The following is a 15,374-nucleotide window of genomic DNA, read 5'->3' as shown; positions in this document are numbered from 1 at the left end:
CCTGCCGGAACTCGGGAGGAAGTGCATGCAGCCATTCGTGTTCAACACCACGCCCCAGATTATCTTCAGGTCTGGAGCGGTCGCGGACGTTGCCGCGATTGCCGGAGGCGTGGTCGGAGACCTGGTTCTGGTTATAACCGACGTCGGCATCCGCCGGCTGGGTTTGCTTGAACCCGCCATCGCATCCATGACGGCAGCCGGTACGCAGGTCATCGTCTTCGATGCGGTAGAGGCGGACCCATCGCTTGATACCGTGACCGATGCCGTCGAGACTGGGAGACGAGCAGGAGCCACGGGTGTGATCGGTTTTGGCGGTGGCTCCTCGCTGGACGTTGCGAAAGTTGCTGCCTTGCTTCTCGGTTCGGCGCAGGACATCGAGCGGGCATGGGGGGTGGGCAATGCCCTTGGTCCCCGCCTGCCGCTGGTCCTTATCCCCACAACCGCCGGAACTGGATCCGAAGTGACACCGGTGGCGATCATCACTGTTGGGGGAACAGAGAAGAAGGGCGTCTCATCGCCGCTCATCCTGCCGGACATCGCGATTCTTGATCCCAGACTTACGCTTGGCCTGCCGCCACAGACAACCGCCGCCACTGGGATCGATGCAATGGTTCATGCCATCGAGGCCTATACCTCCGCCAGTGCCAACAATAACCCGCTGTCGAAGATGCTCGCGCGCCAGGCGCTGCGGCTCCTGGGACAGAACATCGAACGTGCAGTGTTCAGCGGACATGATCTTGTTGCGCGCAGCGGCATGCTGCTTGGTTCAATGCTAGCAGGACAGGCTTTCGCCAACTCTCCCGTTGCGGCAGTGCATGCGCTTGCCTACCCCATCGGCGGCAGCTTTCACGTTCCTCACGGATTGTCGAATGCGCTGGTTCTCCCTCATGTGCTGCGCTTTAATGCTGCCACCGTCTCGTCTCTTTATGCAGAGATCGCGGCGGACGCCTTTCCCGATCTTGAGCGGGAGCAAGACGAGAGTGCACGCACGTCAGCCTTCATTGAAGCGCTTGCCGTCTTACCGCTGAGGCTCGGCCTGCCGCAGCGCTTGCGGGATGTTGGCATCAGCGAGGATGATCTGTCAAAGATGGCTCGGGACGCGCTGAAACAGACACGCCTCCTCGTCAACAATCCCCGGGACGTCACCGAGCAGGACGCCTTGGCCATCTACCGGAGCGCGTGGTAGCGCAGCTGTTGCGGCATCCTCAAAGAACGCCTTGAGTAGCTGCGGCTAGAACGATGTAACGCGCTGTTTTGCCAACAAAGACAAGCAGAAGAAAGTTCGGCAGCGGCTCCTTCAGGACACCGGCTATCACAGTCAGCGCATCTCCTCCCACAGGCAGCCAACTTAGGAGAAGGGACCATCTGCCGAACCTGTGGTACCAGCGCTCCGCCTTTTCCAGCTGCCGGTCAGAGGCCGGAAACCAGCGGCTGTGCCTAAAACGCTCGATGCCGCGGCCCAGCATCCAGTTAACGACAGCACCGAGAGTGTTGCCGACAGCTGCAACGCTGACGAGAGTCCAAACTGGATGATGGCCAGAGAGAATGAGGCCGACCAGAAGCGCCTCCGACTGCATCGGTAGAACCGTGGCGGCGAGAAAGGCGGCGGTGAAAAGGCCGACGTAGATCCCAATGTCCAGCACGAGGGCCATCTCCGGAAGGAAGAGGGCGGGTTTGCCGCCCTCTTCGGCAGTGAGTTTCGGCTCAGGTAGGTCGCGCTTCTTCACCGTCCTCGACCAGGGCATCTGCTGCCGCTTTCTTCGCGCGGCGCGTGCGCCAGTCGCCAAGGAAGAGCAGGATCGGGGCCGCGATGAAGACCGAGGACGACGTCGCGATCACGATCCCGAACACCATCGGAATCGCAAAACTAGAGACGGCGCTGCCGCCCCAGATCGCCATAGGTAGCATAGCCAGGAAAGTCGTTGCCGAGGTGTAGAGGCTTCGTGCCAGCGTCTCGTTAATCGATCGGTCGATCAACTCGCGGAGCGGCATCTTCTTGTAGAGCCGCATGTTTTCGCGCATGCGGTCATACACCACCACCTTGTCGTTGACCGAATAGCCAACCAGCGTCAGCACGGCGGCGATGGCTGTTAGATTGAAGTCCAAGCCGGTTATGGCGAAGAAGCCGATCGTCTTCGTCACGTCGAGCACCAGGGTCGCGATCGCACCGACCGCAAACGGCCATTCGAAGCGCACCCAGATATAGATGAGCATGGCGATCGAGGCTAGAACCACGGAGAGAATGCCGGCGGTGGCCAGTTCTCCACTGACCTTCGGGCCTACAACCTCGGTTCTCTCCACCTCAGCCGTTGGATCGATCTCGACAACTGCTGCGCGCAGGCTCTGAACCGCTGCCGTCTGGGCCTCTTCACCCCCTTGCTGCCGCTCGACGCGAACAAGAAGATGATTGGGGCTGCCGAATTCCTGAAGCGCCACATCTCCCAAGCCCAGCCCGTCGAGATGACTGCGGAAGGCTGCGATATCGGCAGCGCCTTCCGTCACGACCTCCATCTGAATACCGCCCCTGAAGTCAACGCCATAGTTGAGGCCGGGAGTGAAGAACAGGATGATGGAGGCTGCAGACAGGAAGAGCGAAATTCCAATTCCGAAAAACCGCGCCTTCATGAATCGGATCTGCGTGCCATCCGGCACGAGCTTGATCGGTAGCAGCGGACGGATCTCGATCTTCTTGAGCTTCATGCGGCCTGTCAGCCAGATCATCGCAACCCGGACGATCGCAACGGCCGTAAACATGGAGATGATGATGCCGAAGCCCATGGTCACCGCAAAGCCGCGCACCGGCCCGGACCCGAACCAGAAGAGGAGCACAGTCGCGATCAGGGTCGTGACGTTACTGTCGACGATCGTGGAATAAGCACGTTTGAAGCCTGCATCGATGGCACCGAACGCACTGCGGCCCTTGCGCGTTTCCTCCTTGATGCGCTCGTTGATCAGAACGTTGGCGTCAACCGCAATACCGATGCCGAGGACGATACCGGCAATGCCCGGTAGCGTCAGCGTTGCTCCGATCATTGTCAGCGCCGCAAACGTCAGAATGATATTGATGAAAAGCGCCACGTTGGCGACGACGCCCCACCCACCATAGAGCAGGATCAGGAATCCTACGACAAGCAGGAAGCCGATAAGGCCCGTGAACACGCCCATCTCGATGGCATCGGATCCCAGATCGGCACCGACGGTACGCTCTTCGATGACTGTCAGCTTCGCGGGCAGCGCACCGGCACGCAGAAGAGCGGAAAGGGTGTTGGCTTCCTCCACGGTGAAGCCGCCGGAGATCTGCCCGGAGCCTCCCGTGATGGGTTGACGGATGACCGGAGCGCTGAGGACCTTGTTGTCAAGAACGATGGCGAAGGGACGCCCAACATTGGCCTGAGTGATTTGGGCGAAGCGGCTCGCACCGGCTGTGTCGAACCGGAAGTTTACAATTGGTTCGTTCGTCTGCGGATCGAAGGCGGCGCGTGCATCCGTCAGTCGGTCACCCGAAAGTTCAACGCGATCTTGTACTGGGTATTGCTGTCCTTGTTCATCGGGCAGCATGGTGACGCCGGGTTCCCCCTGGTTTCCAAGCAGGTGAAAGCTCATCTTCGCCGTCGAGCCCAACAACTGCCGGAGGCGAGATGGATCCTGCTCGCCCGGTAGCTGCACCAGAACGCGGTCGGAGCCGACACGCTGGATCGTCGGTTCGGCGACGCCAACCTGATCGACGCGCTGGCGTATGATCTCGAGGCTCTGCTCAACCGCGGCGCTCGCATGAGATTCGATCCCAGCCTCGGTATAGGCAAGCGTAATGGTGTTGGGTGTCGGCGTCCCTACGTTTAGGTCTGATTGCCCGACACTGGTGCCGAAGCCTACGGGGCTTGCGAGCGTCTCAAGTTGGTCCACCGCGTCGCCACGTTGCGCCGGATCGCGCAGCGTCACTGTCACCACATCGCCGCTGCGCCGCACGCCGGACGGTTCGATGCCGTTGTCCCGCAGCACGCGTCGGCTGTCCTGTAACAGGTTCTGAAGGCGTTCGTTGAGCAGATCAGCATGATCAACCTCGAGCACGAGGTGTGATCCGCCGCGAAGGTCGAGACCTAGGGAGACCCGGCTGTGTGGGAGCCAGGACGGCATCCGGTCGAGCGTTGACTGCGGAAGCACGTTCGGCAAGGCGATCAGTATGCCGATGAAGATGATGAAGGCGTAGCTCGCCACCACCCAAGGGGAAGTTCTCATATGACTGTTCCTGCTGAGCCAAGCGGCACGTTGACCGGGCCGGGGCACTAAGTTGTTGGCGCTGCGGACGGCAAGGCGTCCTGTTCTCAGGCGGCCAGCGGCGGTGCTCTCGAACGGTAGGCGAGGGCCAGGGAGCCGGCAGGACTGGCGTTTCGGGGTCCGTCGAAGCACACAGCCGAGCTGAAGACGATAGCGGCGACAGCGCCCATGGCTGGCATGAAGCTTTTTCCGCCGGACCAGGCGGTCGAGGCCGTGCCATCGCGACGGATGTCCGGAGTCAGGAAGCGCACCGGTTCGCGCTTGGACAGGTGAGGCACGTCCGAACTGTTTTCGGCGGCCAGAGCGCCGATCTTCAGTGCGGTGTCCCGCGTCGCATCGGTAATCACGCCTAAGAACGCGGCAAAAAACAGGCCGAGCGCAAGCCATGGCAGGAAGGCGGGGCTCAGCCTCCTGTTTTCGGCGGTTATCCGCAATGTCGGCGGAAAAATCGCCATCCGTTGCAACTCCGGAGCATCTAAGCCCTGATCGTGTCAAGGCCGAATGGCGCGTTCTACTGGAGAGCGCCTCAGGGGTCAACGGATGCAGAGATGGCGCCTCCACCATTGACCCCCAGTCTCTGGCGTCACAGATTGCGCGGGTCCCGCCCAGCGCTTCCCTCAGGAGATGACGACAATGAGAGATTTTTCCCTGCCGGGCCGTTCGCTCGCCGTCGGCCGAAAAGGGATGGCCGCCACGTCTCATCCGGCTTCCACATTGACGGCCATTGATATCATCAGGCAGGGCGGCAATGCGATCGATGCCGCAGTTGCGGCCTGCGCGGTACAGTGCGTGGTCGAAGCAGGCTCCACCGGCGTTGGCGGCGATTGCTTTGCCCTGCTCTCCATCGGGGGCAGTGACAAGATCGTTGCATATAACGGCTCCGGACGCGCGCCGGCGGCGGCATCTGCGGAACGGCTGCGCTCCCAAGGCCTGACGGCGATCGAGCGATGGTCACCCCATGCGGTGACCGTCCCCGGCGCTGTCGATGCCTGGACCCGCCTTGTTGCCGACCACGGACGGCTGAGCATGGCGGATGTCCTTGCGCCGGCCATCGAGCTTGCACGCGGCGGCTATCCCGTCTCGCCGCGCGTTGCGCACGATCTGGCGGCACAGCATGCGACCGTCGGACGGGATGCTTCGACACGCGCCACCTTTCTCGTTGACGGTGAAGCGCCCAAGGTTGGGGCCATCCAGCATCAGCCGCGCCTTGCAGAGACGCTGGAGGCGATCGGCCGAGATGGGCGCGACGGCTTTTACCGGGGCTGGGTGGCGGAGGACATGGTAGAGCGCCTTCGTGCAGCCGGAGGCATGCATTCGCTCGACGATTTCGCGGCAGCCGAAGGGGAGTATGTCGAGACCATCAAGACCAGCTTCCGCGGCTATGATATTCACGAATGCCCGCCGAACGGACAGGGCATCATCGCCCTGATGATCCTCAACATCCTTTCTCATTTTCCAGGCTCCGGAGATCCGCTCAACGTCAACCGTCTTCACGTCGAGATCGAAGCGACGAGGCTGGCCTACGCTGCGCGGCAGCAGCTTCTTGTGGATCCGGCCAAGGCAGAGGTGCCCGTCGACTACCTGCTGTCGGATAGGCTTGCGAAGGAGCTAGCGGCAAAAATTGATCTCGACCGTGCCATTGAAGATCTCCCACAGTTTAACGAGAAGGCGCACACGGACACGGTCTATATCTGTGTCGTCGATGAAGACCGGAATGCCGTGAGCTTCATCAATTCGATCTTCTCGCCCTATGGCAGCGGCATCATGGCGCCGAAGAGCGGCGTCCTCTTCCACAACCGCGGCCAGAGCTTCTCGCTCGAGGCAGGGCATCCGAACGAACTGGCACCAGGCAAGCGGCCGATGCACACGATCATTCCGGGGATGGTGACACAGGGTGGTCGCGCAGTGATGCCGTTCGGCGTGATGGGCGGACATTACCAGGCCATGGGTCATGCCCATCTGCTGTCGAAAGTGTTCGATTACGGACTCGATCTCCAGACGGCGATCGAGCTGCCGCGGCTCTTTCCGCTGCCCGGTACGAAGCAGGTGGATATCGAGGAGCGGCTGCGCGAAAGCATTGGCGAAGAACTCGTTCGTCGCGGCTTCGAACTGCGGACGCCGGAGTCGGCGATGGGTGGCGCGCAGGCGATATGGATCGATTGGGAGAGGGGTGTTTTGCTTGGCGGTTCCGATACGCGCAAGGACGGCTTGGCGCTCGGCATCTGATCCCCGGGGGATCGATCACCCGGTGCCTTGCAAGCCGGCGATAGCGGTCGCCGGCTTGCAATCATTTATCAAGCAGCGCTCGCAGTCTTCTTGCGAGCCACGCGTGCCCGGATGGATTCAACATCCGCCCGTGGCGTCGCCGCAAAAAGCGTGCGCGTGTATTCGTGCTTCGGGTCGGAAAAGACCTCATCGCGGGTGCCGTATTCCACAGCCTCGCCGAAGTACATCACCATGACCTCGTCGGCGATGTATCGGACGACCGAAAGGTCGTGGCTGATGAACACGTAGGTCAGGCCGAACTCGTCCTGCAGGTCTGCGAGCAGGTTAAGAACCTGCGCCTGGACCGAAAGGTCGAGCGCAGACACCGGCTCGTCCAGGACCAGAAGCTTCGGGTTCATCATCAGGGCGCGCGCGATCGCGATGCGCTGACGCTGCCCGCCGGAGAACATGTGCGGATAGCGGTTGTAGTGCTCCGGGCCCAGCCCGACCTTCACCAGCATCTCGTTGGCGCGCTCGCGGCGTTCCGCGGCCGAGAACTTGGTGTTGATCAGCAGGGGCTCGCCAAGGACATCGCCGATCTTCTGGCGTGGGTTCAGCGAGCCATAGGGGTTCTGGAAGACGATCTGCACCTTCTGGCGCATCTCGGGCGTCAGATGACCGGGACGGGTGTCGGTCTTCTCCCCATCAATGATGAGATCCCCGGAGGTGGGCTCGTCGATGAAAGTAAGCATGCGAGCAAGGGTCGACTTGCCGCAGCCGGATTCGCCGACGATGGCAAGCGTCTTGCCGCGTTCAAGCGAGAAGGACACGCCCTTGACCGCATGGATGATCTTCTTCGGCTTGAACAGCCCGCCGGGAAGCTCGTAGTCGCGCTTGATGTCGCGCACTTCAAGCATGGTGTTGCTTTTCTTGATGTCGGTCATGCGCTTGTTCCCGCAGGCTCGTGCGTGCCGTCAAAATACTGAGAGACCGTCGTGAGGCGATCTCCAGTCGCATTCTCTGGCAATGCCGCAAGCAGGGCCTTGGTGTAATTGCTCTTGGGGTTCTCAAAGAGGGAAAGCACGTCGGCCTCTTCCATCTTCTTGCCCTTGTACTGTACGACCACCCGGTCGGCAGTCTCGGCCACCACGCCCATGTCGTGGGTAATCATGATGAGGCCCATTCCATTCTTGGCTTGCAGCGACATCAGGAGGTCGAGGATCTGCTTCTGGATGGTGACGTCCAGCGCCGTTGTCGGCTCGTCCGCAATGAGAAGTTTTGGGTCACACGCGATAGCGATTGCGATCATCACGCGCTGGCACTGACCGCCGGACATCTGGTGCGGGAAGTGGTTGAGCCGCTCTTCCGGATTGGGAAGACCGACCTGTCTGAACAGCTCGATCGCCCGCTCGCGCCGTGCCTTCTTGTCCAGCCCGAGGTGGATACGCAGCACCTCCTCAATTTGGAAGCCGACGGTGAAGCAGGGGTTGAGGCTCGCGATCGGCTCCTGGAAGATCATCGCGATTTCCTTGCCGATCAGCTTGCGCCGTTCGGACGCGCCGATGTTCTGGATGTCACGACCTTCAAAGAGCATGCGGTCCGCGGTGATCTTTGCGGTCCACGGCAGGAGGCCCATGACGGCCAGCATGGCCACCGACTTGCCGGAGCCGGATTCGCCGACGATCGCCAGCACTTCGCCGGAATTGACCGACATGGAGACGCCGTCCACGGCGCGAAACCAGCCGGAAGCTGTCTCGAATTCGACGGTGAGGTTATCGATTTGCAGAAGCGCCATAATCAGGACCTCTTCAGTTTCGGATCGAGCGCATCGCGCAGGCCGTCACCCATCAGGTTGATGGCAAGAACCGTGATCAGGATCGCAAGACCAGGGAAGGTCACGACCCACCAGGCGCGCAGGATGAACTCGCGGGCTTCGGCGAGCATGGTGCCCCATTCAGGAGCCGGCGGCTGAGCGCCCATACCGAGGAAACCGAGGGCCGCGGCGTCGAGGATGGCGTTCGAAAAGGAGAGCGTCGCCTGCACGATCAACGGTGCCGTGCAGTTCGGCAGGATCGTGCGGAACATCAGGCGAAAGGGCCCGGCGCCGGCAAGGCGGGAGGCCGTGACGTAGTCGCGGGTCTTTTCCGTCATGACGGCAGCACGGGTCAGGCGCACGAAGTGCGGCTGCAGTACAAGCGCGATGGCGATCATGCCATTGATCAGGCCGGGGCCGAGGATGGCAACCAACACCAGCGCCAGGAGCAGCGACGGGAAGGCCAGGATGATGTCCATCAGGCGCATGATCGCGGTGTCGAGCCAGCCGCGGTAGTAGCCGGCGATGACGCCGATGAGGATACCGCTCGTCAGCGACAGCGTGGTGACGAAGACGCCGATGAACAGCGAATACTGGGCGCCATAGATGAGGCGGGACAGGATGTCTCGACCGACGGGATCTGTGCCCAGGAGGTAGCTGACATTGCCGCCGTCCAGCCATGCCGGCGGGAGAAGGATAGCATCGCGGTACTGCTCGAACGGCGAATGCGGGGCGACGAGCGGCGCGAAGATCGCGATCAGCACCAGTGCCACGAAGACATAGAGCCCGATGACGGCGCCGCGGTTTTCAGAGAAGTAGAACCAGAACTCCTTGAGCATCTTGCGGCGCAGGGCTGCGCTCGACAGTGCTTCCGGGGAGTTGTCGATATCGGTGATAGTATCGGCCATGGGATTATCCTCTTAGTGCCGGATACGCGGGTTGATCAGGCCGTAGAGCAGATCAACGATGAGGTTGACGAACATGATGATCGCCGCGATCAGCAGCAGGCCGCCCTGGATGACCGGATAGTCGCGCCTAAAGACGCTGTCGACCATCCATTTGCCGATGCCCGGCCAGGAGAAGATCGTCTCCGTCAGGATGGCGCCTGCCAGCATTACGCCGATCTGGAGACCGATGGTGGTGATGACCGGGATCATGGCGTTGCGCAGCGCGTGAATGCCGACGACGCGGAACGGCGAAAGGCCTTTGGCGCGAGCGGTACGGACATAATCTTCCGACAGCACTTCAAGCATTGCCGAGCGCGTCTGGCGGGCGATCACCGCGAGCGGGATCGTGGCCAGAACGATGGACGGCAGCGCGAGGTGGCTGAGCGCAGACATGAAGGCGCCCTTCTGACCGGACAGAAGCGAGTCGATCAGCATGAAACCCGTGACCGGCGGGAAGAAGAACATCAGCGAAATTCGACCGGAGACCGGTGTCCACTGGAGGATGCCGGAGAACAGGATGATCAGCAGCAATCCCCACCAGAAGATCGGCATCGAATAGCCGACAAGGGCAATGCCCATCAGCGACTGGTCGAAGATCGAGCCACGCTTGATCGCCGCGATTACGCCCGCCGGGATGCCGATCAGGACGGCGAGGATGATGGCACAGAGCGACAGTTCCACCGTTGCTGGGAAAAGCGCCAGGAACTGGTCAAGGATCGGTGTCTTTGAGACAATGGACGACCCGAAGTCACCGGTCACGACACCGCCAAGGTAGTCGAAATACTGGATCACCACTGGGCGGTCGAGGCCGAGTTGCGCGCTGATCTGCGCATGACGCTCGGGCGACATGACGCGCTCGCCCGAGAGCAGCGCGACCGGATCTCCGGGCAGAAGCCGGATGAACGAGAAAGCGATGATCGAGACCCCGATGAAGGTCGGGATCAGAACGGCGAAACGCCGCAGGAGAAAGCCGAACATAGGAAACCTTTTTGTCCCTTGAGCCAAGGCAGGTTTTGGACCCCGCTCATGGCGCTTGAAGTGGTTTCACTTCATTTTTTCTGGCGCTCATAAAGCAAATGCCGCGGGAAACGCAATGTATCCCGCGGCAGATTTTATCGATCAGGTGCCGTTACTCGGCGATATCGACGTTCTCGAACGTGAAATCACCAAGGGGGCTCTGCACGAAGCCGGTTACTTCCTTGCGCATCGGAACGATCGACAGCGAGTGGTCGATGGTGGCCCAAGGAGCTTCACGCTTAAACACGACCTGTGCCTGCTCGTAGAGCTTCGCACGCTCGTCCTGGTCGGAGATGGTCTTTGCCTTCGTCACGAGCTCGTTGAACTCCTCGTTGCACCACTGGGCGCGGTTGTTGCCGCCCACGGCGTTGCAGCCAAGCAGTGTGTCGAGGAAGTTGTCCGGATCGCCGTTGTCGCCGGTCCAGCCGAGCATGACAGCGCCGTCGCGGTCCTTTGCCTTCGAGCGGTCGAGGTATTCGGCCCACTCATAGGAGACGATTTCAACGTCGACGCCAATCTTGGCGAAGTCGTCCTGGATGATTTCGGCAGCGCGACGGGCATTGAGCATGTACGGGCGCGAAACCGGCATTGCCCAGATCTTCATCGACAGATTCTCAACGCCTGCGTCCTGAAGCATCTTCTTTGCGGCCTCGAGATCGTACTCATCTTCCTCGACGGCGTCATTGTAGGACCACATGGTCGGCGGGATCGGGTTCTTGGCCGGCGTTGCCATGCCCTGGAACACGGCATCAACGATCGCTCGCTTGTTGATCGCCTTGTTGAGCGCCTTGCGAACCTCGACCTTGTCGAATGGAGCCTGGGTCGTATTGTAGGCGAGGTAGGCAACGTTGAGGCCTTCCTGCTCAAGGATCGTCAGGCTCTCGTCAGAACGCATTGCCTCGACATCGGCAGCGTTCGGGAATGGCATCAGGTGGCACTCGCCTGCCTTCAGCTTCTGATAGCGAACGGCTGCATCGGTCGTGATCGCGAAGACCAGATCATCGATCTTCGGCGCGCCACCCCAGTAGTCGGCGTTCTTCTTGTAGCGGATGACCGCGTCCTGCTGATAGCCGACGAAGGAGAACGGCCCGGTGCCGACGGGCATCTGGTTGAGTTGCTCCTTCTTGCCTTCGGCTTCGAGCTTGTCAGCATATTCCTTCGATACGATCGAAGCGAACGGCATTGCGAGGTTTGCCAGGAAAGGCGCTTCCGGCCGGTTGAGCGTGATCTTCACGGTCATGTCATCGACCTTCTCGATCGACTTGATCAACTCGGGGAAGCCCATACCGGCGGCATATTCCCAAGAAGTGCCCGCCACGTACTGGTTCCACGGGTGCTCGGCGTTGATCTGGCGTTCGAGCGAGAACACAACATCGTCTGCGTTCAGTTCGCGGCTAGGAGTGAAGAACTCCGTGGTGTGGAACTTCACGCCCGGACGCAGCTTGAATGTGTAGACGGTGCCGTCTTCGTTGACCTCATAGCTCTCGGCCAGACCAGCCTCAGCTTCGGTCGTGCCGGGCTTGAACTCCATCAAGCGGCTGTAGATCGGGTGCGCCGAGGCGTCGAAGGTCGTTCCGGCGGTGTACATGCCAGGGTCGAAACCTTCCGGAGAACCTTCAGAGCAATACACGAAGGTCTTGGCGCTTGCCGCGCTTGCGAAGAACGTTGCCGACAGCAAGGCTGCGGCCAGAACAAGTTTATGTTTCACGGGCTTTCTCCCAGTTAGGCGGCCTGGATGTTACCTGGCCGACCGCTACTATGCCGATACGTGCCAAGGGCCCATACCGTTTTGTCCTTCAACCTCTCGATTGTGCGGCAGAAGATCCCGTCGCACACCGAGCAGCCGTTCCCGGGATCGGTTTCGGACTTGCCGTTGCCGCCCCTAGATCAGCATTTCCGACCGCGGACGGTCGCACATTCTGCCTATGCTATGCATCTTAGAAGAAAAACCTCAAGATGCGTCCCAACTCTCGGAAATTTGTCGCGCAGACGTCATTTCACGGAAATTGTGCTCAGGCAGCGGCGGCGAAGCATAGCGATTAGATCGCACTTGTCGAGAGACCTTGAATCCGGCGGTTCAGGAAGGTTAGGCGCCTCGGTACTGCGGCTATGGCGCTCTTGCAGCTCGAGGAAACATGCCCCTTTGCGGCGCCGCGTGAATGTGATTACGGTCAACTCTAATGCGTTGCACAAAGGGCATGGCTTTCATGACGAACAACCACTCCAACCACCCGCCGGTCTGGGACATGGTCGATGCTAAGAAGAAGGACTTCTTCCAACTCAGCGACCGCGTGTGGGAGACGCCCGAAACCTGCTACATGGAAACGCAGTCCGCAGCGGCCCATCGCCAGATGCTGGAAGCTCAAGGGTTCCGGGTCACCGAAAACGTTGCGGGGATTCCGACAGCGTTGATCGGCGAGTCCGGAGAGGGCGGACCAATCATTGCCTTCCTGGGTGAATACGACGCTCTTGCAGGTCTCAGCCAGAAGGCAGGAGAAACGAGGCATGACCCGCTTGTTGCTGGCGCGAACGGTCACGGATGCGGTCATAATCTTCTCGGTTCGGCCTCGCTGCTTGCCGCAACGGCGGTGAAGGACTGGCTGCAGCAGACCGGCAAGCCCGGGCGTGTCCGCTACTATGGATGCCCAGCTGAGGAGGGCGGTGCGGCCAAGGCCTTCATGGTGCGCGCCGGAGCTTTTGAGAACGTCGATATTGCGATCAGCTGGCACCCGAGCAACTTCGCTGGCGTCCAGCGTGAAACGTCGCTAGCCAACTGCCGCATCGATTTCGAGTTCACCGGTCGGTCGGCCCATGCTGCTGCGGTGCCGGAACTGGGTCGCAGCGCGCTTGATGCGGTCGAACTGATGAGCGTCGGCGTAAACTACATGCGCGAGCACATGCCTTCCGAGTGCCGGATTCACAACGCCATCCTCGATGCCGGCGGGATTTCGCCCAACGTCGTGCAGGCCTATGCGAAGGTGCGTTATGTGGTCCGCTCTCCGGATCTTGCCGGCCTGCTGACGCTGATCGAGCGGGTGAAGAAGGTCGCCGACGGCGCGGCCTTGATGACGGAAACAAGCGTCAGGAGCACGATCCTGGCAGGTGTTTCCAATCTCATCGTCAACACGCCCTTGATGGACACGATGCAGGGCATCTGGGAGAGCCTTGGCCCGCCAACATATGACGACAGCGACATCGCTTTTGCCGAGAGCATCCGCGCCACCCTCACACCGGAGGATATCGCTGCCAGCTGGAACCAGGAGAGACTGGAGCAGAGGGACATTCCGCTGGCCGACTTCATCCTGCCGCCGCACAATGAGGTTCGCCAGATGGGTGGCTCGACGGACGTCGGCGACGTCAGCTGGGTCGTCCCGACGGTGCAGGCCTATGGTCCAACGCTCGCTGTGGGCACTCAGCTGCACACCTGGCAGGTGGTGGCGCAGGGCCAAAGCCCGCTGGCGCATAAGGGCATGGCCGCAACAGCCAAGGTGATGGCGGCAACAGGGCTCGCCGCGCTGCAAAGCCCGGAACTGCGCGAGGCGGCCTGGGCGGATCTGAAGCGCCGTCACAAGGGGCAGATCTATCAAAGCCCGATTCCGGAGGGAGCCGAGCCTCCCATCGCCGCCATGTCCTCGAAGTAGCCGCAAGATCATCTTCCGCCGCAATCGGAAGCTGACGCCGAGCGCGCGCCCGGCTATCACTGCGCGGCGAATTCCACAAGGAGACTACCGTGACCGTTCAGCCCAATTCCGTAGAAGCTCGCGACCAAGCCTATCAGCTGCACTCATACACCAATGCCCGCGCCCTTGAGCGTGATGGTGCGCTGGTGATCGAGCGGGGCGAGGGCGTCCATGTCTACGACAACAACGGCAAGCAGTATATCGAGGCGATGTCGGGGCTCTGGAGCGTGGCGGTCGGCTTCGGCGAGCAGCGCCTGATCGATGCCGCCACGCGGCAGATGGCGAAGCTTCCATATTACCATACTTTCACCGGACGCACGCACGGGCCTTCGGTCGACCTGGCAGAGAAGCTGATCCAGATGGCCCCTGTGCCGATGTCGAAGGTTTATTTCACCAATTCGGGCTCGGAGGCCAACGATACGGCCCTGAAGATGGTCTGGTACCGGTCGAACGCGCTCGGCAAGCCAGAGAAGAAGAAGGTCATCTCGCGGGTGAAGGGATACCACGGCGTCACCATTGCCAGCGCTAGCCTCACCGGCCTGCCGAACAACCACCGTTCCTTCGATCTGCCGCTCGCCAACATCCTCCATACCACGTGCCCCCACTATCGTGTCTTCAAGCAGGAGGGGGAAACGGAGGAGGCCTTTGTCATTCGTTGCGCGCAGGACCTGGAGGACCTGATCCTTGCAGAAGGTCCTCAGACGGTTGCCGCTTTCATTGGTGAGCCTGTCATGGGTGCCGGCGGCGTCATCGTACCGCCAAATGGCTATTGGGAAGCCATCCAGGCGGTGCTGCGCAAGTACGACGTCCTGCTGATCGCCGACGAGGTGATCTGTGGCTTTGGTCGCACGGGCGAGATGTTCGGCACGACGACCTTCAGCCTGCAGCCGGACATCATGACCGTATCGAAGCAGTTGTCCTCGTCCTACCAGCCGATCTCGGCGCTGCTGATCAACGAGCGGGTCTATGGGCCGCTGGCGGATGAATCCAACAAGATCGGCACCTTCGGGCATGGCTTTACAGCCAGCGGACATCCGGTGGCTGCTGCCGTTGCACTGGAGAACCTTGCAATCATTGAAGAGCGGGATCTTGTCGGCAATGTCAGGGGTCTTAGCCCGCTGTTCTTGAAGCGGCTGAAGGCGCTCGAGGGGCATCCGCTGGCCACCGAGGCCCGCGGTATCGGCCTGATCGGTGCCTTGGAGTTGAAGCCGCGGGAAGGCTTTGCCACCGGACAACTCGGTCCGAAGTTTGCGGCCCTGATGCTCGACAAGGGAGTGATCGGGCGTGCGATCGGCGACAGTGTCGCGCTTTGCCCGCCGCTGATCGTCACCGAAGAGCAGATCAACACGATCTTCGACAGCTTCGAAGCGTCGCTGGATGCCTTCCAGGCGCAGCTCAATCAGGGCTGACATTGAACGCATCTGCCGCGGTATGATC

12 protein-coding genes are annotated in these 15,374 nt (G+C 61.0%); 4 read left to right on the top strand and 8 right to left on the bottom strand.

Annotated elements, in window-relative coordinates; genetic code table 11:
* Nucleotides 1-25 precede the first annotated feature (25 nt).
* Entirely contained in the window at nucleotides 26-1,186 is a 1,161-nt protein-coding gene (locus tag LXM96_RS08980; RefSeq protein WP_239998117.1) for an iron-containing alcohol dehydrogenase, read from the top strand.
* A 19-nt stretch (nucleotides 1,187-1,205) separates the two neighbouring features.
* Here LXM96_RS08980 and LXM96_RS08975 read toward each other — a convergent pair whose 3' ends face one another.
* The 3 genes from LXM96_RS08975 to LXM96_RS08965 form a co-directional block, all read right to left on the bottom strand.
* A complete protein-coding gene (locus LXM96_RS08975; protein ID WP_262913590.1) occupies nucleotides 1,206-1,652 on the bottom strand; it encodes a YqaA family protein in 447 nt (148 codons plus the stop codon).
* A gap of 52 nt (nucleotides 1,653-1,704) precedes the next feature.
* Complete coding sequence (gene secD / locus LXM96_RS08970) at nucleotides 1,705-4,236, bottom strand: protein translocase subunit SecD (RefSeq protein WP_239998116.1); 2,532 nt, start codon at nucleotides 4,234-4,236, stop codon at nucleotides 1,705-1,707.
* A gap of 86 nt (nucleotides 4,237-4,322) precedes the next feature.
* Nucleotides 4,323-4,730 (bottom strand): hypothetical protein, encoded by a 408-nt coding sequence (locus LXM96_RS08965; protein ID WP_239998115.1) that lies wholly within the window; start codon nucleotides 4,728-4,730, stop codon nucleotides 4,323-4,325.
* A gap of 178 nt (nucleotides 4,731-4,908) precedes the next feature.
* Here LXM96_RS08965 and LXM96_RS08960 point away from each other — a divergent pair, with 178 nt between their 5' ends.
* On the top strand, nucleotides 4,909-6,501 hold the full coding sequence (locus tag LXM96_RS08960; RefSeq protein ID WP_239998114.1) for a gamma-glutamyltransferase family protein: 1,593 nt from the start codon (nucleotides 4,909-4,911) through the stop codon (nucleotides 6,499-6,501).
* Nucleotides 6,502-6,569: 68 nt separating this feature from the next.
* Here LXM96_RS08960 and LXM96_RS08955 read toward each other — a convergent pair whose 3' ends face one another.
* The 5 genes from LXM96_RS08955 to LXM96_RS08935 form a co-directional block, all read right to left on the bottom strand.
* Nucleotides 6,570-7,424 carry a dipeptide ABC transporter ATP-binding protein gene (locus LXM96_RS08955; protein WP_239998113.1) on the bottom strand — a complete coding sequence of 285 codons (855 nt, stop codon included), beginning with the start codon at nucleotides 7,422-7,424 and terminating at the stop codon, nucleotides 6,570-6,572.
* A complete protein-coding gene (locus LXM96_RS08950; protein WP_239998112.1) occupies nucleotides 7,421-8,275 on the bottom strand; it encodes an ABC transporter ATP-binding protein in 855 nt (284 codons plus the stop codon). The genes LXM96_RS08955 and LXM96_RS08950 overlap by 4 nt, the downstream gene beginning before the upstream one ends.
* Nucleotides 8,276-8,277: 2 nt before the next feature.
* Nucleotides 8,278-9,201 (bottom strand): ABC transporter permease subunit, encoded by a 924-nt coding sequence (locus tag LXM96_RS08945; protein WP_262913572.1) that lies wholly within the window; start codon nucleotides 9,199-9,201, stop codon nucleotides 8,278-8,280.
* Between the two features lie 12 nt (nucleotides 9,202-9,213).
* Nucleotides 9,214-10,218 carry an ABC transporter permease subunit gene (locus LXM96_RS08940; protein ID WP_239998111.1) on the bottom strand — a complete coding sequence of 335 codons (1,005 nt, stop codon included), beginning with the start codon at nucleotides 10,216-10,218 and terminating at the stop codon, nucleotides 9,214-9,216.
* A 151-nt stretch (nucleotides 10,219-10,369) separates the two neighbouring features.
* Nucleotides 10,370-11,965 carry an ABC transporter substrate-binding protein gene (locus LXM96_RS08935; RefSeq protein WP_394801921.1) on the bottom strand — a complete coding sequence of 532 codons (1,596 nt, stop codon included), beginning with the start codon at nucleotides 11,963-11,965 and terminating at the stop codon, nucleotides 10,370-10,372.
* Between the two features lie 499 nt (nucleotides 11,966-12,464).
* Between LXM96_RS08935 and LXM96_RS08930 the strand changes: the two genes are divergently transcribed.
* Together LXM96_RS08930 and LXM96_RS08925 are read left to right on the top strand one after the other, a co-directional pair.
* Nucleotides 12,465-13,898, top strand: coding sequence for a M20 family metallopeptidase (locus LXM96_RS08930; protein ID WP_239998110.1), 1,434 nt, complete (start codon nucleotides 12,465-12,467; stop codon nucleotides 13,896-13,898).
* A gap of 89 nt (nucleotides 13,899-13,987) precedes the next feature.
* Nucleotides 13,988-15,346: an aspartate aminotransferase family protein gene (locus tag LXM96_RS08925; protein WP_239998109.1), complete on the top strand. Its 1,359-nt coding sequence runs from the start codon at nucleotides 13,988-13,990 to the stop codon at nucleotides 15,344-15,346.
* Nucleotides 15,347-15,374: the final 28 nt, after the last annotated feature.

The sequence above is a fragment of the Rhizobium halophilum genome, assembly GCF_021648825.1.
In the GTDB taxonomy this organism is placed as follows: domain Bacteria; phylum Pseudomonadota; class Alphaproteobacteria; order Rhizobiales; family Rhizobiaceae; genus Neorhizobium; species Neorhizobium halophilum.
This window is presented reverse-complemented; position numbering and strand designations above follow the sequence as displayed.

What these genes read in the sequence shown, in the direction of transcription:
- LXM96_RS08940 (WP_239998111.1), bottom strand. Translation starts at nt 10,218, where the DNA reads ATGTTCGGCTTTCTCCTGCGGCGTTTCGCCGTTCTGATCCCGACCTTC.
- LXM96_RS08965 (WP_239998115.1), bottom strand. Translation starts at nt 4,730, where the DNA reads ATGGCGATTTTTCCGCCGACATTGCGGATAACCGCCGAAAACAGGAGG.
- secD (WP_239998116.1), bottom strand. Translation starts at nt 4,236, where the DNA reads ATGAGAACTTCCCCTTGGGTGGTGGCGAGCTACGCCTTCATCATCTTC.
- LXM96_RS08980 (WP_239998117.1), top strand. Translation starts at nt 26, where the DNA reads ATGCAGCCATTCGTGTTCAACACCACGCCCCAGATTATCTTCAGGTCT.
- LXM96_RS08930 (WP_239998110.1), top strand. Translation starts at nt 12,465, where the DNA reads ATGACGAACAACCACTCCAACCACCCGCCGGTCTGGGACATGGTCGAT.
- LXM96_RS08960 (WP_239998114.1), top strand. Translation starts at nt 4,909, where the DNA reads ATGAGAGATTTTTCCCTGCCGGGCCGTTCGCTCGCCGTCGGCCGAAAA.
- LXM96_RS08975 (WP_262913590.1), bottom strand. Translation starts at nt 1,652, where the DNA reads ATGGCCCTCGTGCTGGACATTGGGATCTACGTCGGCCTTTTCACCGCC.
- LXM96_RS08950 (WP_239998112.1), bottom strand. Translation starts at nt 8,275, where the DNA reads ATGGCGCTTCTGCAAATCGATAACCTCACCGTCGAATTCGAGACAGCT.
- LXM96_RS08955 (WP_239998113.1), bottom strand. Translation starts at nt 7,424, where the DNA reads ATGACCGACATCAAGAAAAGCAACACCATGCTTGAAGTGCGCGACATC.
- LXM96_RS08945 (WP_262913572.1), bottom strand. Translation starts at nt 9,201, where the DNA reads ATGGCCGATACTATCACCGATATCGACAACTCCCCGGAAGCACTGTCG.